The following is a 24,835-nucleotide window of genomic DNA, read 5'->3' on the forward strand; positions in this document are numbered from 1 at the left end:
ATCAGAATTGATTCAGATCTAAGAATACTCCAGTTTTGTGATGGCGATAAGACAGTCCTTGCGAGCTCATTAAGCTCCAAAAATCATCCTGATGGGGTAGGTGAGGCCCCGCACGATCGAAATGAAGAACTCACTTAAGGGAACCATCCACCATTGAGAAATAATTCCGGTAAACACGAGTCCCAACACAATAAAAAAGCCCCAGGGCTCTAATTTACCTAATAACAGGGCTTGGCGGTACGGTAACAAGCCTGCCAAAATGCGGCCACCATCCAATGGAGGGAGGGGAAATAAATTAAAGACCAAGAGTCCAATGTTCCAAAAGACCCCCGCCTTAGCCATGGAGATCAAAAACGGCTCATTAATACCTGACCCTTGAAGCAAAATCCAAGCAATAGCCCAAGCGATCGCCTGAAAAAAATTAGAACCAGGCCCAGCGAGTGCGACCCAAATCATATCGATTCGAGGATTGCGCAAGTGATCAAAGCGCACTGGAACCGGTTTAGCATAACCAACCAAGAAGGGGGAGTTTGCCAAAATCAGTGCAATCGGGATTAAAACAGTGCCAATCGGATCAATATGTTTTAGGGGGTTAAGCGTGACACGACCAAGAAAGAAAGCAGTGTTGTCGCCAAAGCGTTTGGCTGCATACCCATGAGCAGCCTCATGAATCGTAATGGCAAAAACCAAGGGAATCGCATTAATTGCAATAGCTTGGATAGAATAGTCAGAAATCATATTAAGATCATATCGAGAGGAGGCTATTGTGACCGATGAGAAGAAACCCCTAGTTAAATCCGCCGTGAAGGCACCTAAGCTTCCAGCCCGCCCACCGGTCGGGAAGGGCCCTCAAAGTATGGGGGGCAAGCCACAACAAGGATTTGGGGGTGGTAAGGGCATGATGCGAAAAGCTGGTCGGGGCCGATAATCACCTAAAGTGTGGATAATATTGACTATATCGTTTAGATAAAGGGGCAGACCATGAACGAATGGCAAAATGAAAGCAAAGACGTCATCAACAAAAAGATGATTACCCTAATTGTGATGTTGGCAGCCGCTACCAGCCTAGCGATTTTGTTTGCCTTGGTTGCAGCCCATATGGGTTACGTATTTGGTTAAATGCCAGTGCTTCTAGCACGATGATGTAAGCCGGTATCACTTGCCATGATGTCAAGTAATTCCGCAAGTTATTCACCTCCCGGGGGTATCAAAGCCCCTGCTGCACTCCAACAAATTCTTCAGCAAGCCGGCATTGTCGTTAACGGTACTCAAGCTTGGGACATGCAAGTTCATGACCCGATGGTTTTTGATCGGATTTTACAAACATGGTCTTTGGGCCTTGGTGAGTCCTACATGGATGGGCAATGGGACTGCCAGCGTCTAGACGAGTTCTTTTATCGTTTAATGCGTGATGAATTAGACGAGAGCGTGCAGGGTTTCGCTAAAGTCCGCCTTCTTTATGAAATCGCCCGCTCCAAACTATTTAATTTGCAATCCAAAGATCGAGCCTTTCAGGTGGGTGAGCAGCACTATAACGCGGGCAATGATCTGTTTGAGGCCATGCTTGATCCACGCATGATCTACTCCTGTGCTTACTGGGCTCATGCAAAGGATTTAACCGAGGCACAAGAACATAAACTTGATTTGATTTGTAAGAAGCTTCAGTTAAAGCCAGGTGAGTCGCTATTAGAAATTGGTTGTGGTTGGGGTGGGTTGGCTAAATTCGCGGCGGAGCGCTATGGTGTGAAGGTTTTAGGTATCACCGTATCGAGCGAGCAGCGGGCCTTAGCTATCGAACATTGCCAAGGTCTTCCAGTTGAAATTCGTTTAATTGATTATCGAGATCTTACGGGATCGTTCGATAAGATCGTTTCAGTTGGGATGTTTGAGCACGTTGGGCAAAAAAATTATGCAGAGTACTTTGATATCGCTCATCGCTTGTTAAGTGATCAAGGAATTTTTCTCTTGCACACCATCGGCAGTTACGCAACGGTTAAAAAAACGGATGCTTGGATTGATCGCTATATCTTTCCGAATGGGCATTTACCATCTTTAGTGGAGTTATCGCAAGCATTAGAGCGCCGGTTTTTGGTCGAGGATTTGCATAACTTTGGACACGACTACGACAAAACGCTGATGGCATGGTTAAGTAATTTTGAGCGCGCTTGGCCGCAGTTACAAACCCAGTATTCCAAGCGTTTTTATCGGATGTGGCGCTATTACCTGTGCTGTTGCGCTGGATTTTTCCGCTCTGGCCAAGGGCAACTATGGCAACTGGTGTTAACTAAGCGCGAACGCCAGCAAACCTATCTGGGCTATCGTCCCAGTTTCTAATCCCTCATAATCCCAGTTATGGGAATGTCTACTACTTCTGTATCCATTGCCGCCATCTTTTTTGGAGCCGGCCTTGGGGCGCTCTTACGCGCCTGGTTTAATGTTCTTGCCGAATCATTTTCTTCTACGATCCCCGCAGGAACCTTAATCGCTAATCTCCTTGGCGCCTATCTAGTAGGTATTGCTTTGGCGTATTACATGGATCAACCAACGATTTCTCCACAATGGCGACTTTTTATCATCACCGGGTTCTTGGGTGGGCTGACTACGTTCTCAAGCTTCTCGGCAGAGGTTGTGCAGTTGATGCAGCGAGATCAATTGATGCTCGCTTTAGGCCTCGCCCTCATGCATGTCTGCGGATCCTTATTACTAACTTTTCTAGGGATTTGGACTGTCCATGCTCTCAAATAAAACCAAAAAATCCCAGGATTGCACCGAGTCCAATTAGATAGAGAGGATGACGCTTACTGAGCAAGACAAACAGAATGCTAAAGATGGTTAATGCATAGGCTGCCCAATTGCCATTAATGCGAATGGCAATTTGCCAGGCAGATGAAAGCACTAAGCCAACTGCAAGGGCGCTTGCTGAGTACTCAATGGTTTTTTTCCACTGCAAATGTTGCAGTTTTGCGATCACCCGCTGTAGATAAAAAATCAAAATACACGATGGCCAGCAAACGGCTAAAGTTGCTAAGAGGGCGCCCGCTAAGCCAAAGGCATTCCAACCAATTAAGGTAACGGTTAATAGATTAGGCCCTGGTGCCGCTTGCGCAATCGCAAAGTAATGAATGAAGGTTTGAGGATCGATCCAACCCTCTTGGTTGACCGAAATGTCATACAAGGTTGGGAGGAGAGCGTTGACCCCGCCAAATGCAATTAATGAGAACAACGACAGTTTGATAAACAGTCCTAAGAGGCCGATCATCATCGCGCTTTTCTCCAAGCAACCAATAGCGCAAGCGGCAAGGTGATGGCAACGACCCAGCCAAGCGCTAACTGATAGATCGTAGCGATCACGATGCTAATCAAAATCACCATTAGCATTGGTGGGTAACTCAATTCATCTTTGAGCATCTTAAATCCTGTAGCAGCGATTAAGCCAACCCCCACGGAAGAGATGCCTCGCAAAATACCTTGCACCCGCTCAAACTCTCCGTAATGGTCGTAGAGTAAGGCCAGCAAAATCACAACGGTCATGGGAGCCAGCATCAACCCACCAACAGCGGCGAATGCTCCTCGTACGCCCCCAAAACGCTCGCCTACACACACCGCAAGGTTAACAATATTAGGACCAGGAACTAACTGACAGACTCCCAAGAGCGCATTGAACTCTTGAGAGCTGAGCCATTGTTTTTGCTCCACCAAGGTTCGCCTGGCCCACGGCAGAACGCCACCAAAGCCAGATAAACCAATGAATGTGAAAGTAATGAATAAATGAGCTGGGCTGTGCCGCATGGCTTATGAATTGGCAGGGTAGGGCATCGGTACAGGCTTGCCATTGAGCCAGGCATTAAGCGTATTAACAAGACCTTGGGCAAAACCCTGAAAAATAGGCTCAGCCACAAAGCCTAAATGGGGGGTCATTAGTAAATTTGGGATGCGATGCAGTTCAGAGTCTTTTGGAAGTGGTTCTTGATCAAAGACATCGAGGGCAGCCTGACCTGGTCTACCGGATTTGAGAGCCGCGATCAGATCATTGGTCACAATCAGGCTTGAGCGCGAGGTATTTACCAAGATAGAGTCTGCTCGCATCATCGCTAAGCGATCCCGATGAATGAGGCCTTTGGTGCGCTCGCTGGCAACCAAATGCAAACTCACAATTTTTGAGGTTTGAAGAAGGGTTTCTAGTGGCAAGAACTCGCACCCAGCGGCATTGGCGCGTTCATGGGTCATATTCGGACTCCAGCAAACCAATTCCATTCCAAATGCAGCGCCTACTTTGGCGACTAAGCTACCGATGCCGCCTAGTCCAATAATCCCAAGACGTTGCCCGTGGAGCATGGGTAATACGGAATGGGCATTACGCCATTGCCCGTCACTCATCATCTGAGACTGATCGACCACCCGCTTACTGGTAGCCAGAATGAGGGCCCAAGTTAGCTCAGTGGTGGTTTCTTTGGATGGTCCGCCGCGTGTACAAGCGACCGTTACCCCTTGATGGAGGAGGGCGATGTGATCAAGTAAAGCATTGCGTGTTCCAGTAAAAACAAATAATTTGAGCTTAGGTAAGCGCTTAATGAGTGATGCGTCAAAGGGAGACCGATCACGGACCAAAGCAATCGCATCTGCATCATGAACAGCTTCATAGAGCGATTCCCCGGAGAGAGGTTCATGAAAAAATCGCAGTTTAGAGTGCGCTTGAATTGGTGACCAATCCGCATAGTCTTGCAAGCAGCGCTCGTAGTCTCCTAAGACAGCAATAATCGGTTTGGTATGCATAGAAATTCGCAGAATCAATGAATAAATCGATGATAATTGATGTTTAACCGTGATCTTGAGGAAACAAAATGATTCTAGAAGTGGTTGATATTCGTATCGATGAAAGTAAGCAAGCTGAATTTAATGAGGCAATTTTACGGGGAGTGCGCACCACCATCGCTCCTGCTAAGGGCTTTCGGGGCTTTAAAGTCAATCACAGCATTGAGTCACCCAATCGTTACCTACTGATGATCTATTGGGACACCCTTGAGAACCATATGGTTGATTTTCGGGGATCCCCAGCGTTTACCGAATGGCGCAGCATTGTGGGCCCATTTTTTACCCAAGCGCCTGCCGTTGAGCATTTCAATTTAGTCGGTAAGTCCGACTAGGTTTAACTAAGCTTGATTTTTCTTGGGCTTGAGTCTGCCCTGGGGCTTAGCAGCAAGGCTGGGCTCTAGAGTTTCGCGTTCATCAAAGACGAAGCAATCACCCACATAGTGATCGCCACCAATATCTTCAAAATATTGCAAGATCCCACCGTCTAATTGATAGCTATGCTCAAGACCGCGTTCTCGCAAATATAGCCCTGATTTTTCACAGCGGATCCCGCCTGTACAAAAGCTGACCAAAGTCTTATCACTTAGTTCCGGGAGATGCGCCTCAATCGCCTGAGGAAATTCACTGAATTTATTGATGTTGAAATGCAATGCATTCTTGAATGTTCCGTATTCCACCTCAAATCCATTGCGCGTATCAATCATCACTACAGGGCGCCCCAGATCATCTTGGCCCCGATCAAGCCATTCTTTTAATTTCTGCGGAGAGATAAACTTCGCCCGACCTTTTTCCGGGGCGATCGTCGGATGATTCATGCGAATAATTTCTTTTTTGATCTTAACTAAAAGCTTACGAAATGGTTGCGTTGCTGACCAACTGTCCTTTGTTTGAAACGATGCCAGTCGTGGATCATCTCGTAAAAAGGCCAGAAAACTCTGAATGTTGGTCTCGAGACCAGCCAGAAATAAATTAATCCCTTCTTCTGATAGCAGAATTGTTCCTTTGAGGTGAAGCTCTGAGGCAACTTGATAGAGTGATTCTTTTAGTTGATCAAGCTCGCCTAGACGGACAAACTGATAGCCAGCAATATTGAGGATGGAAAGGGCGTTTGAGCCCGGACGCTCATGATTCATGCCTGTATTATCGACCAAGTTTATCGGTACACTTATAGCACTGATACCAACCCCATCATTTAATGAAAAACGATCGTTTAATTCCCTACCAACCCCTAGATTTAGCGGAGCCCGCAGATCTGGTTGCCGAGATCCGCAAACGTCGCGGTGGCCAGCTGATTAATCTGGATCGGATGCTGTTGCATAGTGAGCCAGTAGCCCGCGGCTGGAATCATTTTATTGGTAATGTGCGCCAGCAACTCTCACTCGATCCCAAGTTACGTGAACTGGGAATGTGTGGTGTTGCAGTTCTCAATGGTGCCGAGTATGAGTTCTTCCATCATGCCCCACCTTTTCTGAAAGCAGGAGGCACACAAGCCCAAGTCGATGCAATGCGGTATTTGGGAGGTAACAACTTTGACCCTAGCTCCTTTAGCTCATTAGAGCGAGACGCTCTCGAACTAACCTTACAAATGACCCGAGCCATTCAGGTTGATCCTGCATTGATGAAGCGCCTGCAAGAAGCCTTAGGCAATACTGCATTAGTTGAGTTGGTAACGGTGATTGCAGCGTACAACATGGTGTCACGCTTTCTGATTGCTTTAGATATTCATCCCGAAGATCAGGCTCCCAAGGCTTAAGTAATGGATCGTCAAATTATTCAGGTGATTCCAAGTGTTGCAACCTCTGATGGGGCGGGCGTTCGCTTACGTCGCAGTTTGGGCGGTCAAGATCGGCAGCGCCTAGATCCATTTTTGATGCTCGATGAGTTTTCATCCAACGATCCAAATGATTATGTTGCTGGATTTCCACCCCATCCACATCGCGGTTTTGAAACCGTGACCTATATGCTCGAGGGTCACATGTTGCATGAGGATCACTTGGGTAATCGTGGCCACTTAAAAAGTGGTGGCGTGCAATGGATGACGGCCGGTCGCGGAATAATTCATTCAGAAATGCCCCAGCAAGAAAGTGGTGCGATGCGCGGGTTTCAGCTTTGGATTAATTTGCCCGCTCGCGAAAAAATGAAACCAGCAGGTTATCAAGATATTCAAGATATATCCATTCCAAGAGTTCATTTACCGAAAGGTGGATTAGTTAAGGTGATTGCTGGGGAGTGCCAGTCGCCCGATGGCACTGCGATTCAGGGCCCGATTCATGGATTAAGTACCGAACCTTTATTTTTTGATATTCACCTCTTGGGTCATGAGATGTTTAGTCATCCAATACCAGTCTCGCACCGTAGCTTTCTCTATGTCTACGAAGGTGATTTAGCCCTTGGTGGTCAAGTGGAGCGAGTACCACGTCAGGCGGCGCTCGTTTTGGGTGAGGGCGATCAAGTGACGATGCAATCTGGCGCTCAGGGGGCTAAAGCCATTTGGCTTGCTGCAAAACCACTCCATGAGCCGATTGTTCAGCATGGCCCTTTTGTCATGAATACCCAAGAAGAGATTATGCAAGCAATTGCAGATTATCAACAGAATCGACTAACTACTCCCTAAGAGCAAGCCATGAGTCTTTATCAACAACTTTTACAACGTGAGGCTGAGCAAAAACCGATTCGGATTGGACTAATTGGTGCCGGTAAATTTGGTTCGATGTATCTGGCCCAAATTCCTAGAACCTCTGGGGTGCAATTGGTTGCAGTGGCGGATTTGATGCCCGCGCTTGCTAAACAGAATTTATGTAACGTTGGCTGGGACGCAACTCAATTAGAGGCTTCATCAATTGATTCGGCGCTTCGTGAGCGTACGTGCTATGTTTCCGATGATTGGCAAGCGATTGTGCGGCATCCAGCAGTTGACGTTGTTGTGGAATGCACAGGTAATCCAATCGCAGCAGTTGAGCATTGTTTACGGGCATTTTCAGAGGGTAAACACGTTGTGAATGTCACTGTGGAGGCAGATGCCTTTTGTGGACCCTTGTTAGCCAAAAAAGCGAGAGATGCGAACGTCATTTACTCCCTTGCTTTTGGCGATCAGCCGGCCTTAATCTGTGATCTGGTAGATTGGGCTCGCACCTGTGGCTTCCCAGTCGTGGCTGCTGGTAGAGGTCATCAGTGGTTGCCGCACTATGCGGATTCAACCCCAGAAACGGTCTGGAATTACTACGGTTTAACTCCTGAACAGGCAAAACGGGGTGGTCTCAATCCCAAAATGTTTAATAGTTTTTTGGATGGTTCAAAACCTGCAATCGAATCCACTGCAGTCGCCAATGCGACGGGATTAGCTGTACCAAGTAACGGTCTTTTATACCCTCCAGCCAGTGTTGAAGATATTCCTGTCGTAACACGACCGATTTCAGAGGGTGGCCATTTAGAACGTAAAGGGATGGTCGAAGTGATCTCTTCTTTAGAAAAGGATGGCCGAAAAATACCCTATGACATTCGCATGGGGGTTTGGGTCACGGTTGAAGCAGAGACTGATTACATCAAGAATTGCTTTGAAGAGTACAAAGCCCATACCGATCCAAGTGGACGGTATTTCACGCTGTATAAGCGCTGGCATTTAATCGGACTAGAGGTTGGTTTGTCGGTAGCCAGCGTTGCTCTCCGTAAAGAAGCAACCGGGGTGCCCTATTGTTGGAATGCCGATGTCATCGCAACCGCCAAGCGCGACCTAAATCCGGGTGATCGATTAGATGGTGAGGGTGGGTATACCGTTTGGGGGAAATTACTACCCGCCAAGAAATCACATACCATGGGCGGATTACCTTTAGGCTTAGCGCATCAGATTAAAGTCATCAGACCGGTGAAAAAAGGACAAAGTCTTTGTTGGGATGATGTACTAATCGATAAAACCACCGATGCTTACAAAATTCGCATGGAAATGGAGCAATCGTTTAAGGGAGCGATTCTCCCTTAACAAATTTCTTATAAAGATCAATTCCAAATTTACAGATGGAAATAAATAACAGGGCTCCTAAAATATCGCCAATGAGCATCGCAATCGCATTGGAGAGACTGCCACTCGGGATGCCCACTATTACAAACCACACTTGATGTAATCCGGTACTCAAAAGAGCAAAGACCAAAACGCTAATAGCGATTATCTGTATATTGAGGTTGCTCAAATCCGGATTAATTTTGAGATTATGAATCACGATTAGGCGGGCTAAATAGGGACTAAATCCTGAAATAAGGCCGATGCCAAGAATGCCAATCATGTCATCACCAAGATCGCGACCAAAAGTGATTAAGGTCGAGGCAATCGCAATCCCAAGTGCTCCAGACAAACCAAAAATAAGAACTAAAAATAGCCTGAGTCCTGCGGGAAGGTAAATCCAGTTGACACCAGGAGCCACCTCTAAAAATGAGGTAAGCCAATCATTGGCATAAAAAAGAAGGCTATAAACGAGAGCGCAAGCAATGATTGTCTTTGCAGAAAGGATTGATTCCTTTGAATAATTTGCTTGGCTCATGAAAAATTGACAACGATTATTGCGATTCGAGTTTGTTTGGTATATGGTTCACATTTGCATGTTATTCACCAATTCTAATTAAATTCATGTCACACCGCTCTCTATCGTATTTACGTTTTCTCAACTGTTTGGATACTTTGGATCGGATCAATCCCGGAAAAAAATTAGATTCCATTGAGGAGCAGTTATTAAATCGGGTGATGTTGGCCTGGGATCGCCAACAAACGATCTTGGTTGGAGACTTATTAACTGCCCATGAGCTTGGCTCTCAGGCAACACTTCATGGACGGATCAAAAATTTGCAGGCGATGGGTTATATCAAGTTGTCAATTGATAAAGCCGATGCTCGCAAAAAGCACATCGTCCCAACGAAATTGGCTTTCAGCCACTACGAAAAGCTCTCCATGCAGATGGAGAGTGTTCTACAAACACCTTAAGTTGGCAGCTGTTTTAAACAGTTCCAACCTTAAATTGGTGGAGTCGGCGGGAATCGAACCCGCGTCCGCAAACACGCTACAACAAGTTCTACATACTTAGTCTAATTATTTAATTTAACTAAGGCAACGCGAATCGACACGCTTTGCATTAGCGATTCACTCAGTTTTCGTATCAACTCTCGTGACGCGGGCTGATCTTATCTCTTGTATATGACCCTGACGTAGCTTGCGCTACCTGACCCAAGAGAGAATCAGTTCAGGGGCAGCCGCAATCAAGCGGCTAGTGCGTAACGTTCGTCGTTAGCAGTTATTGCATTCCCATTGATTTACGAGATAACGGGTCCTCGGTATGCCCTTGATGCTTTGTAATCCACGTCGAAACCATGTCGACCCCGAATTATTTTCACACTGAGACCACTATTTTAAGTCTTTGTGGAGTAATTTGCACACCTAATTGGCAAACAGAATTTGGCGCAGATCCTGTGGGCGATGAATCAGGTAGTCTGCACCCCAGGCGTGCGGCGGCTCTTCGCACCCACAATAGCCATAGAGAGCGGCTGCTGTCTGCATCCCAGCAGCCTTACCAGACAAAATGTCACGAATATCATCACCAATGTAAATGGCTCTCTTGGGATCGACCTTAGCCAAGCGAGCGGCGTACAAAATCGGTTCTGGATGGGGCTTGGAGTGGGGTGTGGTATCGCCTGAGACCACGCAATGGGCTCTTTTTAGTAAGCCCATTTGCTCCGTGAGCGGTTTGGTGAATCGTTGTTGTTTATTGGTGACAATACCCCAAGGAATCTTTTGCTCATCAAGTTCTTGTAAAAGCGCTTCCATGCCCTCATACAGCTTACTGTGAACCAAGAGCGCTTCTTCGTAAAAGTTTAAGAAGCGATCGCGCAGGGAAATAAACTCAGGATGATCGGGATCAATCCCAAAACTTTTCTGGATTAGTCCCCGCGCTCCAGCAGATGCCATGGGTCGGAGGACCTCATAGGCCATGGGCGTACGCTGATTGGCAATTAGCAGACGATTGGCTGCTGCAACTAAATCTGGTGCGGTATCCGCGAGCGTGCCATCGAGATCAAAAAAGACCCCCTCAAATACTGGCGTGCCCATTATTGAGGCTTGCGGGTTGCCATCATGTAATTCACATCCGTATCGCTACCCAAGCGATAAATTTGTGTGATGGGGTTATAGGTCATACCCTTGAGTTGCAATACCTCTAGGCCGACAGTCCGAGTAAATTGTGCCAGTTCAGATGGCTTGATAAATTTCTCATACTGATGAGTGCCTTTGGGCAGGAGTTGCAAAATATACTCTGCGCCAATGATCGCAAAGAGGTAGGATTTTGGATTGCGATTGAGGGTGGAAAAGAAGAGATGCCCACCAGGTTTACAGAGATTTGCACAAGCTTGCACCACGGAGGCTGGATCAGGTACATGCTCAAGCATTTCCATGCAGGTGACCACGTCATATGAATGGGGCTCTTCTTTTGCTAAATCCTCCGCTGAAATCGAGCGATATCGCACGGTAGTACCGCTCTCTAATTGGTGCAATTCAGCGACCTTGAGCGCTTTGGTCGATAAATCAATACCAGTTACTGTTGCCCCTGACTTGGAGAGCGACTCAGCCAGAATGCCGCCGCCACACCCGACGTCGAGTACTCGTTTACCATCTAAATTAGTGATCGATTTAATCCAACCTAGTCGCAAGGGGTTGATTGCATGCAAAGGTTTGAATTCACTGGTCGGATCCCACCAGCGATGCGCTAGGGCGCTAAATTTATCAATCTCACCTTGGTCAACATTGCTCATTGAAAATACCATTTAAAGGAATAAGTAAGACTATACAAAAAAAGCAATAAAAAAGCCCGGCAAGCCGGGCTTTTAGTGTCCAGTGGACTAAATTACTTAACAGCTTGTGTACCAACTACTTCGATTACAGCACGACGGTTCTTGGCGCGGCCTTCAGCAGTTGCATTGCTAGCGACTGGATCAGCTTTACCTTTACTTTCGGTGTAAACGCGGGTTGGATCAACCTCTCCAGCATTAGTCAAAAACGCTTTGACAGCATTGGCACGACGCTGACCGAGGGCAATGTTATAAGCATCAGTACCAACACTGTCCGTGTAACCAACAACGATGACCACCTCAAGCTTCATCTTTTTGATGTCTTGAGCGAGTTTGTTCAGGGTTGCAACACCTTCCGCCTTGAGAGTCGACTTATCAAAGTCAAACAAAGTATCGGCTTGTAGAGTGATTTTCTTTTGGGTCACTTTGCTTGGAGCTGGTTTCGCAGCAGCAGCAGGCTTAGGAGCGAGCCAGCCGTCGCAATTTGGAGCGGCGGTTGCTGGGGTCCAACTAGCGTCACGCCAGCAGAGTGTACCGTCACCGTTTCTCCATGGAGTGCCGGTGGAGTTTACCCAGTTATCAACATTCTTTGGCTGGGCCATGACTGAACCGGCAGAAATCGTAATCACTGCAGCAAGCATCAGTTTTAGGGTTTTGTTCATTTTTTATCCTCAAAAAACATTTAATAAATTAATGCAACCGAATCGCCTAAAAGCCCAAAAAAGCCCAAAGCGCTACAACATAAATAGTTACCAACTATCAGAATATTAGCACAGGTTATGGGCCTGTGAAATGATATTATTTCGAGATGGAACAAGCCGCTAAAGAAACTCTCCCCATATCCCTAGAAGACGAAATGCGGCGGTCCTATTTGGACTATGCCATGAGCGTAATCGTCGGCCGAGCCTTGCCAGACGTACGGGATGGGTTAAAACCCGTACACCGCCGGGTTTTGTACGCCATGTATGAATTAAACAACGACTGGAACCGGGCTTTTAAGAAATCGGCCCGTATCGTGGGTGACGTGATCGGTAAATACCATCCCCATGGCGACACGGCGGTTTATGACACGATTGTCCGCATGGCCCAGGATTTCTCGTTGCGCTATATGTTGGTCGATGGTCAGGGTAACTTCGGATCGGTCGATGGCGATAATGCCGCGGCGATGCGTTATACCGAAATTCGTCTTCGTAAGATCGCCCATGAGCTATTAGCGGATCTGGACAAAGAAACCGTTGATTTTGGCCCTAACTATGATGGCAGCGAAAAAGAACCTCTCATCCTGCCCGCAAAAGTTCCCAATCTACTCATTAACGGCTCCTCTGGTATTGCGGTGGGGATGGCCACCAATATTCCCCCCCATAATTTGGATGAGGTGATCAAGGCCTGTCTGCATGTCTTGCATCAGCCGGATTGCACGATCGATGAGCTCATTGAGATTATTCCAGCGCCTGATTTCCCAACCGCCGGAATTATTTATGGCGTTCAGGGAGTTCGTGAGGGGTATCGTACTGGGCGTGGCCGAGTTGTGATGCGCGCCAAGACCCATTTTGAGGACATGGACAAGGGTCAGCGTCAAGCCATTATTGTGGACGAGTTACCTTATCAGGTGAACAAGAAAAACCTACTTGAGCGCATTGCCGAGTTGGTCAATGAGAAAAAAATTGAGGGCATCTCGGATTTGCGCGATGAGTCTGACAAGTCGGGAATGCGAGTCGTGATTGAACTCAAGCGCGGTGAAGTGCCCGAAGTCGTTCTCAATAATTTATACAAGAGTACTCAGCTTCAAGATAACTTCGGTATGAATATGGTCGCCTTGGTCGACAATCAGCCAAGGCTCCTTAACCTCAAGCAAATGCTCGAGTATTTCTTGGCGCATCGCCGTGAGGTGATTACCCGGCGCACCATTTTCGAGTTACGCAAAGCCCGCGAACGGGGTCATGTGCTTGAGGGTTTAGCGGTTGCCCTTGCCAATATCGATCGATTCATTGCCATCATCAAGGCAGCCGCTAATCCAGTAGTTGCCAAACAGGAGCTAATGGCACAGGCCTGGGACTCTTCGTTAGTGCGTGAGATGCTGGCCCGCGCTGAGGGCGAGGCTCCCGGTGGTCGCAATGCCTTCCGGCCCGAGGGCCTCTTGCCAGAATATGGCATGCAAGATAGCGGACTATATCGCTTGTCGGATGATCAAGCCCAAGAAATTCTGCAAATGCGCTTGCAGCGTTTAACTGGTCTTGAACAAGACAAGATCGTGAATGAGTACAAAGAGGTGATGGATCAGATTGCTGATTTATTGGATCTGCTCGCAAAGCCTGAGCGCGTCACCAAAGTCATTGAAACTGAGTTACTTGAGGTGAAGGCAGAGTTTGGTTCAGAAGGTAGCGACTCGGGTCGTCGTTCTTATATTGAAATGAACGCCACAGAGCTGTTTACTGAAGATCTAATTACTCCAACCGATATGGTGGTCACACTTTCGCACGCTGGATACATGAAGAGTCAGCCCTTAAGCGAATACCGGGCGCAAAAGCGTGGGGGTCGAGGTAAGCAAGCTGCGGCTACTAAAGATGAGGACTGGATCGATACTCTGTTTGTCGCCAATACCCACGATACGATTTTGTGTTTCTCTGACCGAGGTCGGATGTATTGGTTAAAAGTTTGGGAGGTTCCCCAAGGAAGTCGGACTTCGCGCGGTAAGCCAATTGTCAACATGTTCCCACTGGTAGAGGGCGAAAAGATCACAGTGATTCTGCCAATTCAGGGCTATCAAGAGGATCACTATGTATTTATGGCAACTCGCCGAGGCACCGTGAAGAAAACCCGTTTATCGGATTTTTCGAATCCTCGTAAGGCCGGAATCATTGCGGTTGACTTGGATGAAGGCGACTTTTTGGTTGGAGCAGCCATTACAGACGGTAAGCATGATGTGATGTTGTTCTCAGATGCAGGCAAAGCCGTTCGTTTTGATGAGAATGACGTACGACCCATGGGTCGTACCGCGCGTGGTGTCCGCGGCATGAATTTGTCGGATGGGCAAGAAGTGATTGCGATGCTAGTTGCTCCTGCCGAAGTTGCAGAGGGGTCAGTGGAAGCAGTTGAAGATGCCGCAGCACCAAATAGTGTGTTAACTGCGACCGCAAATGGTTACGGTAAGCGCACCCCGATTGCCGAGTACACCCGGCATGGGCGCGGCACGAAGGGCATGATTGCGATTCAGACCAGCGAGCGGAATGGTAAGGTAGTTGCGGCTGCTCTGGTTTCCCCAGAAGACCAAATTATGTTGATTACTACTGGTGGAGTACTCGTTCGTACGCGGGTATCTGAGATTCGGGAGATGGGTCGTGCCACACAGGGTGTCACTCTAATTAACGTCGATGAGGGAACCCATTTATCTGGATTGCAGCGCATCGCAGAGAGTGATTCGGATGAGGAGGGCGACGACGTAGGCGATGAGCAAGGTAACAGCGAATCCGACACAGCGCCTGATGCCTAAGCAAAGCTTCGACTAACCGGACTTCATGATGAGTTTTGACCGCCGCATTTATAACTTCGCAGCGGGCCCAGCAACCTTACCTGAAGAGGTTTTGGAGCAAGCACGCGATGAACTGTTGAATTGGCAGGGCCTCGGTACCAGTGTGATGGAAATCAGTCACCGCAGCAAAGAGTTTATGGCGGTCTATGAAAAAACCTTAGCCGATCTTCGCGAGCTTATGCGCATTCCAAACGATTACGAAATCTTGCTCTTGCAAGGTGGGGGAATTGGTCAAAATGCGGCGATTCCGATGAACCTGATGCCCTTAGCCAAGAAACCCAAGGCAGATTTTGTGGTGACCGGGATTTGGTCTGAGAAATCAGTCAAGGAAGCGCAAAAATATGGGGAAGCTCACATCGCTGCGAGTTCCCAGGCGCAGGGGTTTCGGTCGATTCCAGATCAAAGAACATGGACTTTGTCCGAAGATGCGGCCTATGTGCATATCTGCGCTAATGAGACGATTGGCGGCGTTGAATTCTCTGGGTTTCCAAAGCTTGGCAAGACCCCATTGGTTGCTGATATCTCGAGCAATATTCTTTCAAAAGCGATGAATGTGAGCGAGTGTGGCGTACTTTTCGCTGGCGCACAGAAGAATATTGGTCCCGCGGGGGTCACCATTGTGATTGTGCGCAAGGACTTGATGGGGCATGCGATGTCTATTACCCCCTCAATCTGGGATTGGGCCAAGGAGGCGGCTAATCAATCGATGTTCAATACTCCACCCACTTTCCCAATTTATGTTTCGGGCTTAGTATTTGAGTGGATCAAGCGGCAAGGTGGGGTAGAAGAGATGGAGCGCCGCAGTCAATTGAAATCAAACATGCTCTATGAGTTGATTGATGGAAGCTCCTTGTATGAAAATCGCGTGGATCCAATGTGTCGCTCGAGAACAAACGTCACATTTTTTCTGAAAGACGAAGGTTTAAATGCAGAGTTTTTGGAGCAATCCAGTGCTGCAGGTTTGGCAGCCCTCCGAGGTCATAAGGCCGCAGGAGGGATGCGCGCTAGTATTTACAATGCCATGCCAATTGCTGGCGTTGAGACCTTGGTGGAGTTCATGCGTGAGTTCGAAAGGCGTGCCTAATGTCAAATGATGATCAGCGCTTAGCTCCGCTACGTGCCCAGATTGATGCGATCGATCAAGAGCTTTTGGAGCTTTTATCGAAGCGCGCAAAGGCGGCCCAAGCGGTTGGCCATATTAAAAATGAGTCATCAGCCCCTATTTTTCGTCCTGAGCGAGAGAGCCAGGTAATCCAGAATGTTTTACAAAAGAATCCTGGCCCGTTGCTGCCAGATGGTCTTGCTGCGATCTGGCGCGAGATCATGTCAGCATGTCGTGCACTTGAATCCAAGCAAACTATCGCTTATTTGGGTCCAACCGGTACCTTCTCGGAACAGGCGGCGCATGAATTTTTTGGGCAGTCGATTGACGGCTTGCCATGCGCGAGTTTGGATGAGGTGTTTAAGGCGGTTGAAAAAGGGGTCGCTACTTTTGGGGTGGTGCCTGTTGAGAACTCCAGTGAAGGCGCTGTTTCGCGTACCTTGGATTTATTGCTAGAAAGTCCATTGCAAATTAGTGGTGAGGTAGTCTTGCCCATTCGGCATCACCTCTTAACCAAGCTTGGAAGTTTGGATGGTGTAAAAACAGTTTGCGCTCATGCTCAGGCCTTGGCTCAATGCCAACAATGGTTAAGCATGCATGCGCCTCAATTGCATCGGCAGGCTGTTAGTAGTAATGCCGAGGCTGCACGGATGGCCAGTCATGATCCAAGTATTGCCGCGATTGCTGGTGAGCCGGCTCAATTGGCTTATGGTTTGCAAATTGTTTCAGCGCAGATTCAAGATGATCCAAACAATCGTACGCGGTTTGTCGTGATCGGCCAATATGCATGTCAACCATGCGGTCATGATCAGACATCTTTGGTGCTGTCGGTCGCCAATCAACCTGGAGCCGTTCATCACTTGTTAGGGCCATTAGCAAAACATGGAGTGTCCATGACGCGGTTTGAATCACGACCAGCCCGCAAGGGGTCTTGGGAATACCATTTTTATATCGATATTGATGGGCATGCGAGTAATGGCAAAGTAGCCACGGCAATTGCTGAGTTAAAAACGATTGCTGCCTTTTATAAAAACCTGGGCTCCTATCCGCGCGCTAAAAATTAAGACTTTCATTCATGACCAAAAAAATTGGCTTAGATCATGTGCATGAAATTGCACCCTATGTTGGTGGTAGACCCATTAGCGAAGTGGCGCGGGAGTTTGGTTTAGACGAAAGTACGATCGTGAAGTTGGCCTCCAATGAAAATCCTTTGGGTATGCCAACATCGGCTAAGGAAGCGATGTTGCGGGCTGCCAATGATTTGGGCCGCTATCCAGATTCCAATGGTTTTGAGCTTAAACGCATCTTATCCAAGCGTCTGGGGGTTCCAGAAGACTGGATTACCTTGGGAAATGGTAGCAATGATGTTTTGGAGCTTACCGCTAGAGCGGTAGCGCACGCTGGCGATGCCGTCGTATTTTCTAAACACGCGTTTGCAGTTTACCCTTTGGCAACGCAAGCGATTGGCGCAAAAGCAGTGGAGGTTGCTGCTGATGCAAGTTACGGGCATGATCTGCCGGCCATGCTGCAGACCATTCGATCACTCGGGGAGATTGCCAAGTTGGTATTTGTAGCGAACCCAAATAATCCAACCGGTAGTTACTTGCAGCCAAAAGCGATTGAAGCATTTATATCTGAGATGCCTGCGCATGTCGTGGTGGTGTTAGATGAGGCATATAACGAGTACCTTGCCCCAGAGCAGCGCTACGACGCGATTGCTTGGGTAAAAAAATATCCTAATTTAGTAGTCTCACGCAGCTTTTCAAAAGCCTACGGATTAGCAGGGTTACGTATTGGATATGGTATCGCGCAACCCCATTTAACTGATTTATTAAACCGGATTCGACAGCCATTTAATGTGAATAGTTTGGCGCAAGCCGCTGCTATTGCAGCTCTAGGTGACGAAGCATTTTTACAGCAAGGCTATGAACTAAATCGAGCCGGTTATCAACAATTGATACAGGCATTTGAGCAAATGGGCTTAACCTATCTGCCCTCATCTGGAAATTTTGTTTTAGTGAGGGTGGGCGATGATGACGAAGCGGGTGCACGCGTCAACCGTGAGCTATTAAAGAGGGGTGTGATTGTACGACCCGTTGGTAATTATGGGCTACCTCAGTGGCTCAGAATCTCGATTGGTTTACCAGAAGAGAATACTATTTGCATTCAAGCGCTTGGCGCCATTTTAAGTAAGCCACAGGGTACTGCATGAGCCAAAATCAGTTTGGAACAGTCGCCATTGTTGGCGTTGGTTTGATTGGTGGATCGATCGGCTTAGCGCTCAAAAAGGCGGGGGTCGTTACCGAAGTGATCGGCGTCGGTCGAAGTGAAAGCAATCTTGAAGAGGCCAAAAAATTAGGGGCGATTGATCGCATCGATGATCTTGTGGGCGCAAGTAAAAAAGCCCAGTGGATTATTTTGTGCGTGCCTGTTGCGCAAATGCGCGCATGTTTTCAAACGATTGAGCCACATCTCAATCCGCACACATTGATTACTGACGCCGGTAGTACTAAAAGTGATCTGATTGCGGCGGCTAAAGAGGTTTTGGGTAAGAAGGCCTGTCAATTTGTTCCGGCCCATCCCATTGCAGGTGGTGCGCAGCATGGTGTGGTGGCAGCGAAGGCCGATTTATTTCAGGGAAAACAAACCATTATTTGTCAGTTGCAAGAGAACTCGGCAGCAGATGTGGCTCTGGTTGAGAGTTTTTGGCAGGCATTGGGGTCGCGCATTAAACGGATATCAGCGATTCAGCATGATGCAATCTACGCAGCGGTTTCGCATTTGCCTCATTTGCTGTCATACGCATTAATGACGAGCGTGCTGAACTCCGAAGATGCTGAGCAAAAGCTTGGCCACGCTGGGGCTGGATTTCGGGATTTCACGCGGATTGCTGCTTCGAGCCCTGAGATGTGGCGCGATATTTGCCTTGCTAATAAATCAGCGATTTTGAAAGAGCTAGACCAGTATCTCGTGATTACAAATGCTCTTCGTGACCTGATTGCCAAGGAGGATTCGCAAGCACTTGAGAAGGTTTTTCTGAAAGCCAGTGAAGCTCGCAAACGATGGGAAGAGTCGTAATGGCGAGCGAGTCATTACAGATTGGACCTTTCCAAGGTGCCAAGGGGCAGATGACCCTGCCTGGATCAAAAAGTATTTCAAATCGGGCGTTGTTGCTTGCTGCATTAGCAAGCGGTACGACCATACTTAAACAACTCCTTGATGCCGATGATACCCAGGTGATGCGTAATGCCTTGCGTCAATTGGGTGTAAAGGCTGAGGATCGTGGTTATGATTGCGAAGTGACAGGTTGTGCTGGCGTTTTCCCGGTCAAGCGCGCTGACTTATTCATGGGAAATGCCGGAACTGCCATTAGGCCGCTCACTGCAGCATTAGTCATGCAAGAGGGTGAGTATCGACTCTCTGGAGTACCGCGGATGCACGAGCGACCGATTGGTGATTTAGTTGACGGACTCTCGCAAATTGGTGCACAAATCAATTATGAGCAAGCGGTTGGTTATCCACCGATTCAAATCCATGCAGGCAAGCTTGTCTTGCCAGAGGTGATTCGGGTTAGGGGCGATGTCTCCAGCCAATTTCTAACGGCTTTATTGATGGGACTGCCTCTCGTAGCCCGTAAACCAATTCAGATCGAAGTGATCGGTGAATTAATTTCTAGACCGTACATCAACATCACAATTCAATTGATGGCCCGGTTTGGGGTTGAGGTAAGCAACCCAACGCCCAATCAGTTTGTGATTGCGCCCACTCAAGCTGGGGCCGTATACAAAAGCCCTCAAACACTCTGGGTCGAGGGCGACGCATCCTCCGCATCTTATTTTTTGGCTGCCGGCGTTCTAGGCCGTGGTCCAGTGCGCGTTCTTGGGGTTGGTAAAAATAGTATTCAGGGGGATATTGCCTTCGCAGATGCCATCGAACAAATGGGAGCAAGAGTGCTACGTGGCGATGATTTTCTTGAGACCAGCGGCGTTATTCATGTCGATGGAAGATTGCGAGGGATTACGATTGACTGCACCACAATCCCAGACGCAGCGATGACTCTCGCTATGATGGCATTATTTGCTCAAGGAAAAACTCGCTTAGAGAAGATCGCCAGCTGGCGGGTCAAAGAAACAGACCGAATTGCGGCCATGGCAACCGAGTTGCGTAAATTAGGGGCAGTGGTTCATGAGGGCGAGGATTTTATTGAGATTCATCCATTAACTGATGAGCAATGGCAGACTCCACCGCAGGGAATCGATACCTATGATGATCATCGGATGGCGATGTGTTTTTCTCTAGCAGCATTTGGTCCAAAGCCAATCTTAATTAATGATCCTTTATGCGTTGCTAAAACCTTTCCGAATTACTTTTCAGAGTTAGCACGAATCACGTATTAATTTCCTATAAAGGAGTGTTGGGTTGAGTCTTCCCCCGGTTATCGCAATTGATGGACCTACTGCCTCAGGTAAAGGTACCGTGGCCATGCAAGTTGCCAACCGTCTTGGGTTCCATTATTTAGATAGCGGCGCCCTGTATCGTCTAGTAGCGCTTGCTAGCCAGCAAAAGGGTATTTCACCTTCCGATTGCCGCGCCTTGGGTGGGCTTGCCCTCACTATACAGATTGAGTTTAAAAATGGACTCATTTTCTTGGATGGTGAGGATGTCACAGAGGCGATTCGAGACGAATCAATTGGGGTTTTGGCGTCCCAAATTGCGGTTTATTCAGAGGTGAGAGATGCCCTTTTGGCTCTCCAAAGGGGGTTTCGGAGGGCTCCAGGCTTGGTGGCGGATGGTCGGGATATGGCTAGCCGGATCTTTACAGACGCTGTTTTGAAGGTATTTTTAACGGCCAGTGTGCAGGCTCGGGCGGAGCGTCGATATAAGCAATTGATCGCTAAGGGAATTTCTGCTAGAATGGATGTCCTTTTGCAAGATTTGCAGGAACGAGACGCTCGAGACATTCAACGAGCAACCGCGCCTCTAAAACAAGTTGAAGGGGCGCATTTGCTCGATACCTCGAACTTATCGATTGATCAGGCAGTTGAGCGGGTACTGTCTTGGTACCAAGAAGTAAATAGAAATTAGAAGTGAAAGTAGAAGTTGAAGTTTGGCGCTTAAGTTAGCACCTACGGTAAAAACCGCTAGCTTGAGTTTTATTAACCTAACCCGTCAGTAATTGGCGGCACAAAGTGAACCTCATGTCTGAATCTTTTGCAGCACTATTTGAAGAATCCCTAACCCGTTCCAATATGAAAACCGGCCAGGTTATTTCGGCCGAAGTCGTTCGTATTGATCATAATTTTGTGGTTGTGAATGCCGGCCTAAAGTCCGAAGCATTCATACCTGTTGAAGAATTCCAAAATGACCAGGGCGAGCTCGAAGTCAACCCTGGTGATTTCGTATCTGTCGCAATTGACGCCTTAGAAAATGGCTATGGCGATACGATTTTGTCACGCGATAAAGCAAAACGCCTTGCGTCTTGGATGAACCTCGAGAAAGCTCTTGAAGGGGCTGAGATCGTTACCGGTACAGTGACTGGTAAGGTGAAGGGCGGCTTGACCGTCATGGTAAATGGCATTCGTGCCTTTTTACCTGGATCGCTCGTCGATACCCGTCCAATTAAAGATACCAGCCCTTATGAAGGCAAGACCATGGAGTTTAAGGTCATTAAGCTAGATCGTAAGCGTAATAACGTTGTTCTTTCGCGTCGTGCCGTGGTTGAGGCCAGCCAAGGTGAAGAGCGCGCGAAGATGATGTCTAACCTCCAAGAGGGTAGCGTTGTTCAGGGCACCATTAAGAACATTACCGATTACGGTGCATTCGTTGATCTTGGCGGTATTGATGGTCTTCTCCACATTACTGACTTGGCTTGGCGTCGTGTGCGTCACCCCAGCGAAATGCTGACTGTGGGCCAAGAGGTAACCGCTAAGATTCTGAAGTTTGATCAAGAGAAAAACCGCGTTTCATTAGGCATTAAGCAGTTGGGCGATGATCCTTGGGTTGGTATTGCTCGTCGTTACCCACCCAATACACGCCTATTTGGTAAGGTCACCAATCTGACCGATTATGGTGCATTCGTTGAAATCGAGAGCGGCATTGAGGGCTTGGTTCACGTATCTGAAATGGATTGGACCAATAAGAATGTGGCTCCAAGTAAAGCAGTTGCTTTGGGAACCGAAGTAGAAGTGATGGTTCTGGACATTGATGAAGATAAGCGTCGTATTAGCTTGGGTATTAAGCAATGCAAAGCAAACCCATGGGAAGAGTTCTCACGTAGCCATCAAAAGGGTGACAAGATCAAAGGCGCAATTAAGTCCATCACGGACTTTGGTGTCTTCATTGGCTTGCCTGGCGGAATTGATGGCTTAGTTCATCTGTCTGACCTATCTTGGAATGAGCCTGGCGAAGAGGCTGTTAAGGCCTTCAAGAAAGGCGATGAATTGGAAGCTGTTGTTTTGGCAATTGATGTTGAGAAGGAGCGTATCTCTCTTGGCATCAAGCAAATGTCAGGCGACCCCTTTAACAACTTCACATCGACCAGTGATAAAGGTAGCATGGTCACCGGTACCGTGAAGAGTGTTGATGCTAAAGGTGCTGTGATTGCCCTCGCTGATGAGGTCGAAGGTTATCTGCGCGCCTCAGAAATCTCAACCGATCGCGTTGAAGATGCGCGCAATGCTCTGAAAGAGGGTGATTCTGTCACTGCCATGATCATTAATATTGATCGTAAATCACGTTCGATTAATTTATCGATCAAGGCAAAAGATAGCGCTGATCAACAAGATGCCATGAATAAGTTACAGGGTGATGCTGGCTCTGGCACAACCAATCTTGGCGCCCTGTTGAAGGCGAAAATGGATAATCAAAGCTAAGGTGATTCCGCCACCCTTTGGGTGGCGGGCTAATTAGACTATGTCAGATCAAGAGCACCAAGCGATAACCCGTTCTGAGCTGGTTGAGAGTCTTGCGGAGCAGTTCCCGCAACTCCTGCCTCGGGATGTTGAGCTAGCAGTAAAAACCTTGCTAGACACCATGACCCAAGCCTTAGCTGAAGGCAAGCGTATTGAGTTACGTGGTGTGGGCAGCTTTGTTTTGCATCATCGTCCCGCTCGGACTGGACGCAATCCCAAATCTGGTGAGAAGGTTCTTATCCCAGAAAAGCGCGTTCCGCATTTCAAGCCGGGTAAAGAGCTCCGTGAACGCGTTGATTACAAGCCACTTGATCAAAAAATTACTTCTGACTCGGGTAGCTCGGGTGCCTAATCCTGTGGTGGCAGATCTCTTAGGGATCTAAAAATAGTACGTCTATTCATTTGCCACTGAAATGATTCAAATTGAAACTGGTTGGTTACTCCTAATCCCCATATTTTTTGGTTTGGGTTGGCTAGCTTCTCGCTGGGATTTACGCTTAGAGGCAAGGCAGGAAGAGCGTGAACGACTTAAACAGCAACGCTCAACTTTCAAGGGCTTAAACTTATTACTCAATGAGCAGCCAGATCAGGCGATTGAAACCTTGGTCAAGGTTGCTCAATTGGATCCAGAAACGGTTGATCTGCATTTTTCATTGGGTAATTTGTTTCGCCGTCGCGGTGAGACCGAGCGCGCGATTCGCGTTCATCAGCATCTGGCCAACCGTGAAGACTTGAAACCGCGCGATCGAGATCATGCCGCATATGAGTTAGGCCGCGATTTCTTGCGTGCCGGTCTATTAGACCGAGCTGAGGCATCTCTCAATCAAGTCGGTGCTGGCAAATATGCCGTACCCGCCAAAGAAAGTCTTCTCGAGATGTATCAAATTGAGAAGGACTGGAAAAAAGCCATTATTGCTGCTAATGAACTTCAGGGCTTGCAGGATAAAAGCCATCAATTAGAGATTGCGCAGTTTTATTGCGAGATTGCCCAAGAAGCGCTAAGACGCGCTGATTTTCCTGAGGCAGATGGGGCCATCCATCACGCCCTATCGGCAATTCCAAACCATGCCAGAGCCTTAATCTTGCAGGGTGATTACTACTTGGCCAATGAGCGCCCCCAACAGGCGATTGATGTCTGGGCAATTGTGGCGAAAGAGAATCCCGCTTATATGCATTTAGTAGCCGATCGGTGGATGGCTGCACATCATGCTGTCAACCAAGTCGATCTTGGTTTAGATCAATTACTCGTTCTTCTCAAAACCCAAGCCATTGGGGAGCTCTTGGACATCGTGCATAAGCATATGATGCAAATTCGGGGGGCTCAGGCGGCCGAAGCCATGTTAGTTGATGTCATGCAGCATTCTCCGACACTCAGTGCTTTATCAAAACTGGCGGAGACGCGTTTAGCCTTGGCAGAAGTGACGGGTCCCGAGACACGGGTAGCCGATCTTAAGTCTACCCTTGGGTTACTCAAGCAGCGGACAACTGCTTTAGCGCGTTATACCTGTGGCAATTGCGGATTTCGGGCAAGGCGTTTTTATTGGCAGTGCCCTGGTTGTAATCATTGGGAGGCATACTCACCCCGACGGACTGAGGGCGCTGTTCCGAGCGGCCCGTCGATGTAATCAATCACTCAAATGATCTAGTAAGTACTTTGAA

At 47.9% G+C, this 24,835-nt stretch carries 26 protein-coding genes, 1 other RNA gene and 1 pseudogene; 18 read left to right on the forward strand and 10 right to left on the reverse strand.

What is annotated here, in order from left to right; translation table 11 throughout:
- Positions 1-69: 69 nt before the first annotated feature.
- The gene (locus tag QUE62_RS02055; RefSeq protein WP_286261980.1) at positions 70-738 is read right to left on the reverse strand and encodes a site-2 protease family protein; all 669 of its coding nucleotides are present in this window, start codon (positions 736-738) and stop codon (positions 70-72) included.
- A 243-nt stretch (positions 739-981) separates the two neighbouring features.
- Between QUE62_RS02055 and QUE62_RS02060 the strand changes: the two genes are divergently transcribed.
- From QUE62_RS02060 to crcB, 3 genes are read left to right on the forward strand one after another with little or no spacing between them, the layout of a single operon-like run.
- Positions 982-1,119 (forward strand): hypothetical protein, encoded by a 138-nt coding sequence (locus QUE62_RS02060; protein WP_199908516.1) that lies wholly within the window; start codon positions 982-984, stop codon positions 1,117-1,119.
- 45 nt (positions 1,120-1,164) lie between these two features.
- Positions 1,165-2,334 carry a cyclopropane fatty acyl phospholipid synthase gene (cfa, locus tag QUE62_RS02065; RefSeq protein ID WP_286261981.1) on the forward strand — a complete coding sequence of 390 codons (1,170 nt, stop codon included), beginning with the start codon at positions 1,165-1,167 and terminating at the stop codon, positions 2,332-2,334.
- A 24-nt stretch (positions 2,335-2,358) separates the two neighbouring features.
- Entirely contained in the window at positions 2,359-2,745 is a 387-nt protein-coding gene (crcB, locus tag QUE62_RS02070; protein WP_286224162.1) for a fluoride efflux transporter CrcB, read from the forward strand.
- Here the strand turns inward: crcB and QUE62_RS02075 are convergent.
- The 3 genes from QUE62_RS02075 to QUE62_RS02085 are packed head-to-tail and all read right to left on the reverse strand — an operon-like array spanning position 2,738 to position 4,773.
- Entirely contained in the window at positions 2,738-3,262 is a 525-nt protein-coding gene (locus tag QUE62_RS02075; RefSeq protein ID WP_286224164.1) for a chromate transporter, read from the reverse strand. The genes crcB and QUE62_RS02075 overlap by 8 nt on opposite strands.
- Positions 3,259-3,789, reverse strand: a complete 531-nt coding sequence (locus QUE62_RS02080) for a chromate transporter (protein ID WP_286224165.1) — start codon at positions 3,787-3,789, stop codon at positions 3,259-3,261. Before QUE62_RS02080 ends, QUE62_RS02075 begins: the two co-directional genes overlap by 4 nt.
- Before the next feature lie 3 nt (positions 3,790-3,792).
- Positions 3,793-4,773, reverse strand: a complete 981-nt coding sequence (locus tag QUE62_RS02085; protein WP_286261983.1) for a D-2-hydroxyacid dehydrogenase family protein — start codon at positions 4,771-4,773, stop codon at positions 3,793-3,795.
- A 68-nt stretch (positions 4,774-4,841) separates the two neighbouring features.
- Here QUE62_RS02085 and QUE62_RS02090 point away from each other — a divergent pair, with 68 nt between their 5' ends.
- Positions 4,842-5,144, forward strand: coding sequence for an antibiotic biosynthesis monooxygenase family protein (locus QUE62_RS02090; protein WP_108507945.1), 303 nt, complete (start codon positions 4,842-4,844; stop codon positions 5,142-5,144).
- A 6-nt stretch (positions 5,145-5,150) separates the two neighbouring features.
- Here the strand turns inward: QUE62_RS02090 and QUE62_RS02095 are convergent, their stop codons facing one another.
- Complete coding sequence (locus QUE62_RS02095; protein ID WP_286225740.1) at positions 5,151-5,945, reverse strand: sulfurtransferase; 795 nt, start codon at positions 5,943-5,945, stop codon at positions 5,151-5,153.
- 62 nt (positions 5,946-6,007) lie between these two features.
- Between QUE62_RS02095 and QUE62_RS02100 the strand changes: the two genes are divergently transcribed.
- Genes QUE62_RS02100 through QUE62_RS02110 form a run of 3 tightly spaced genes read left to right on the forward strand, consistent with a single transcriptional unit; the run spans position 6,008 to position 8,788 of the window.
- Positions 6,008-6,565, forward strand: a complete 558-nt coding sequence (locus tag QUE62_RS02100; RefSeq protein ID WP_286224170.1) for a carboxymuconolactone decarboxylase family protein — start codon at positions 6,008-6,010, stop codon at positions 6,563-6,565.
- A gap of 3 nt (positions 6,566-6,568) precedes the next feature.
- A complete protein-coding gene (locus tag QUE62_RS02105; RefSeq protein ID WP_286261986.1) occupies positions 6,569-7,426 on the forward strand; it encodes a pirin family protein in 858 nt (285 codons plus the stop codon).
- Positions 7,427-7,435: 9 nt separating this feature from the next.
- On the forward strand, positions 7,436-8,788 hold the full coding sequence (locus QUE62_RS02110) for an NAD(P)H-dependent oxidoreductase (RefSeq protein ID WP_286224172.1): 1,353 nt from the start codon (positions 7,436-7,438) through the stop codon (positions 8,786-8,788).
- Here the strand turns inward: QUE62_RS02110 and QUE62_RS02115 are convergent.
- Positions 8,766-9,344, reverse strand: coding sequence for a hypothetical protein (locus QUE62_RS02115; protein ID WP_286261988.1), 579 nt, complete (start codon positions 9,342-9,344; stop codon positions 8,766-8,768). The two genes, QUE62_RS02110 and QUE62_RS02115, sit on opposite strands and share 23 nt — an antisense overlap.
- Positions 9,345-9,430: 86 nt before the next feature.
- Here QUE62_RS02115 and QUE62_RS02120 point away from each other — a divergent pair, with 86 nt between their 5' ends.
- Positions 9,431-9,781 carry a hypothetical protein gene (locus tag QUE62_RS02120; protein ID WP_286224175.1) on the forward strand — a complete coding sequence of 117 codons (351 nt, stop codon included), beginning with the start codon at positions 9,431-9,433 and terminating at the stop codon, positions 9,779-9,781.
- A 35-nt stretch (positions 9,782-9,816) separates the two neighbouring features.
- Here QUE62_RS02120 and ssrA read toward each other — a convergent pair.
- From ssrA to ompA, 4 genes are all read right to left on the reverse strand, one after another.
- Positions 9,817-10,175: a transfer-messenger RNA gene (gene ssrA, locus QUE62_RS02125) on the reverse strand.
- A gap of 56 nt (positions 10,176-10,231) precedes the next feature.
- Positions 10,232-10,900, reverse strand: coding sequence for an HAD family hydrolase (locus QUE62_RS02130; RefSeq protein WP_286261990.1), 669 nt, complete (start codon positions 10,898-10,900; stop codon positions 10,232-10,234).
- The gene (gene ubiG, locus QUE62_RS02135) at positions 10,900-11,598 is read right to left on the reverse strand and encodes a bifunctional 2-polyprenyl-6-hydroxyphenol methylase/3-demethylubiquinol 3-O-methyltransferase UbiG (RefSeq protein ID WP_286261995.1); all 699 of its coding nucleotides are present in this window, start codon (positions 11,596-11,598) and stop codon (positions 10,900-10,902) included. Before ubiG ends, QUE62_RS02130 begins: the two co-directional genes overlap by 1 nt.
- Before the next feature lie 92 nt (positions 11,599-11,690).
- A complete protein-coding gene (gene ompA / locus QUE62_RS02140) occupies positions 11,691-12,296 on the reverse strand; it encodes an outer membrane protein OmpA (protein ID WP_286261997.1) in 606 nt (201 codons plus the stop codon).
- A 146-nt stretch (positions 12,297-12,442) separates the two neighbouring features.
- Here ompA and gyrA point away from each other — a divergent pair, with 146 nt between their 5' ends.
- The 10 genes and pseudogenes from gyrA to lapB all read left to right on the forward strand — a co-directional run bounded on the left by gyrA (position 12,443) and on the right by lapB (position 24,801).
- Entirely contained in the window at positions 12,443-15,124 is a 2,682-nt protein-coding gene (gyrA, locus tag QUE62_RS02145; RefSeq protein ID WP_286261999.1) for a DNA gyrase subunit A, read from the forward strand.
- Between the two features lie 28 nt (positions 15,125-15,152).
- Positions 15,153-16,247 (forward strand): 3-phosphoserine/phosphohydroxythreonine transaminase, encoded by a 1,095-nt coding sequence (serC, locus tag QUE62_RS02150; RefSeq protein ID WP_286262536.1) that lies wholly within the window; start codon positions 15,153-15,155, stop codon positions 16,245-16,247.
- On the forward strand, positions 16,247-17,329 hold the full coding sequence (gene pheA / locus QUE62_RS02155) for a prephenate dehydratase (protein ID WP_286262002.1): 1,083 nt from the start codon (positions 16,247-16,249) through the stop codon (positions 17,327-17,329). The genes serC and pheA overlap by 1 nt, the downstream gene beginning before the upstream one ends.
- Positions 17,330-17,340: 11 nt before the next feature.
- Positions 17,341-18,477: a histidinol-phosphate transaminase gene (gene hisC / locus QUE62_RS02160; protein ID WP_286262004.1), complete on the forward strand. Its 1,137-nt coding sequence runs from the start codon at positions 17,341-17,343 to the stop codon at positions 18,475-18,477.
- On the forward strand, positions 18,474-19,343 hold the full coding sequence (locus QUE62_RS02165) for a prephenate dehydrogenase (RefSeq protein ID WP_286262006.1): 870 nt from the start codon (positions 18,474-18,476) through the stop codon (positions 19,341-19,343). Before hisC ends, QUE62_RS02165 begins: the two co-directional genes overlap by 4 nt.
- On the forward strand, positions 19,343-20,662 hold the full coding sequence (aroA, locus tag QUE62_RS02170) for a 3-phosphoshikimate 1-carboxyvinyltransferase (protein WP_286262007.1): 1,320 nt from the start codon (positions 19,343-19,345) through the stop codon (positions 20,660-20,662). The genes QUE62_RS02165 and aroA overlap by 1 nt, the downstream gene beginning before the upstream one ends.
- Positions 20,663-20,684: 22 nt before the next feature.
- A complete protein-coding gene (cmk, locus tag QUE62_RS02175; RefSeq protein WP_286262010.1) occupies positions 20,685-21,350 on the forward strand; it encodes a (d)CMP kinase in 666 nt (221 codons plus the stop codon).
- Positions 21,351-21,463: 113 nt separating this feature from the next.
- A complete protein-coding gene (rpsA, locus tag QUE62_RS02180) occupies positions 21,464-23,137 on the forward strand; it encodes a 30S ribosomal protein S1 (RefSeq protein ID WP_108507959.1) in 1,674 nt (557 codons plus the stop codon).
- Positions 23,138-23,177: 40 nt separating this feature from the next.
- Positions 23,178-23,513, forward strand: a pseudogene (locus tag QUE62_RS02185) (integration host factor subunit beta); the annotation flags it as partial.
- A 76-nt stretch (positions 23,514-23,589) separates the two neighbouring features.
- Positions 23,590-24,801: a lipopolysaccharide assembly protein LapB gene (lapB, locus tag QUE62_RS02190; RefSeq protein ID WP_286224187.1), complete on the forward strand. Its 1,212-nt coding sequence runs from the start codon at positions 23,590-23,592 to the stop codon at positions 24,799-24,801.
- Positions 24,802-24,835 lie beyond the last annotated feature (34 nt).

The sequence above is a fragment of the Polynucleobacter sp. HIN9 genome, from assembly GCF_030297635.1.
Classification (GTDB): Bacteria; Pseudomonadota; Gammaproteobacteria; order Burkholderiales; family Burkholderiaceae; genus Polynucleobacter.

Coding starts and splice junctions, on each gene's coding strand:
- gyrA (WP_286261999.1), top strand. CDS start 12,443: ATGGAACAAGCCGCTAAAGAAACTCTCCCCATATCCCTAGAAGACGAA.
- QUE62_RS02080 (WP_286224165.1), bottom strand. CDS start 3,789: ATGCGGCACAGCCCAGCTCATTTATTCATTACTTTCACATTCATTGGT.
- ubiG (WP_286261995.1), bottom strand. CDS start 11,598: ATGAGCAATGTTGACCAAGGTGAGATTGATAAATTTAGCGCCCTAGCG.
- QUE62_RS02060 (WP_199908516.1), top strand. CDS start 982: ATGAACGAATGGCAAAATGAAAGCAAAGACGTCATCAACAAAAAGATG.
- crcB (WP_286224162.1), top strand. CDS start 2,359: ATGTCTACTACTTCTGTATCCATTGCCGCCATCTTTTTTGGAGCCGGC.
- aroA (WP_286262007.1), top strand. CDS start 19,343: ATGGCGAGCGAGTCATTACAGATTGGACCTTTCCAAGGTGCCAAGGGG.
- QUE62_RS02055 (WP_286261980.1), bottom strand. CDS start 738: ATGATTTCTGACTATTCTATCCAAGCTATTGCAATTAATGCGATTCCC.
- QUE62_RS02130 (WP_286261990.1), bottom strand. CDS start 10,900: ATGGGCACGCCAGTATTTGAGGGGGTCTTTTTTGATCTCGATGGCACG.
- hisC (WP_286262004.1), top strand. CDS start 17,341: ATGACCAAAAAAATTGGCTTAGATCATGTGCATGAAATTGCACCCTAT.
- QUE62_RS02100 (WP_286224170.1), top strand. CDS start 6,008: ATGAAAAACGATCGTTTAATTCCCTACCAACCCCTAGATTTAGCGGAG.
- QUE62_RS02090 (WP_108507945.1), top strand. CDS start 4,842: ATGATTCTAGAAGTGGTTGATATTCGTATCGATGAAAGTAAGCAAGCT.
- QUE62_RS02105 (WP_286261986.1), top strand. CDS start 6,569: ATGGATCGTCAAATTATTCAGGTGATTCCAAGTGTTGCAACCTCTGAT.
- QUE62_RS02165 (WP_286262006.1), top strand. CDS start 18,474: ATGAGCCAAAATCAGTTTGGAACAGTCGCCATTGTTGGCGTTGGTTTG.
- serC (WP_286262536.1), top strand. CDS start 15,153: ATGAGTTTTGACCGCCGCATTTATAACTTCGCAGCGGGCCCAGCAACC.
- QUE62_RS02095 (WP_286225740.1), bottom strand. CDS start 5,945: ATGAATCATGAGCGTCCGGGCTCAAACGCCCTTTCCATCCTCAATATT.
- QUE62_RS02120 (WP_286224175.1), top strand. CDS start 9,431: ATGTCACACCGCTCTCTATCGTATTTACGTTTTCTCAACTGTTTGGAT.
- QUE62_RS02075 (WP_286224164.1), bottom strand. CDS start 3,262: ATGATGATCGGCCTCTTAGGACTGTTTATCAAACTGTCGTTGTTCTCA.
- QUE62_RS02110 (WP_286224172.1), top strand. CDS start 7,436: ATGAGTCTTTATCAACAACTTTTACAACGTGAGGCTGAGCAAAAACCG.
- lapB (WP_286224187.1), top strand. CDS start 23,590: ATGATTCAAATTGAAACTGGTTGGTTACTCCTAATCCCCATATTTTTT.
- ompA (WP_286261997.1), bottom strand. CDS start 12,296: ATGAACAAAACCCTAAAACTGATGCTTGCTGCAGTGATTACGATTTCT.
- QUE62_RS02115 (WP_286261988.1), bottom strand. CDS start 9,344: ATGAGCCAAGCAAATTATTCAAAGGAATCAATCCTTTCTGCAAAGACA.
- rpsA (WP_108507959.1), top strand. CDS start 21,464: ATGTCTGAATCTTTTGCAGCACTATTTGAAGAATCCCTAACCCGTTCC.
- cfa (WP_286261981.1), top strand. CDS start 1,165: ATGATGTCAAGTAATTCCGCAAGTTATTCACCTCCCGGGGGTATCAAA.
- QUE62_RS02085 (WP_286261983.1), bottom strand. CDS start 4,773: ATGCATACCAAACCGATTATTGCTGTCTTAGGAGACTACGAGCGCTGC.
- pheA (WP_286262002.1), top strand. CDS start 16,247: ATGTCAAATGATGATCAGCGCTTAGCTCCGCTACGTGCCCAGATTGAT.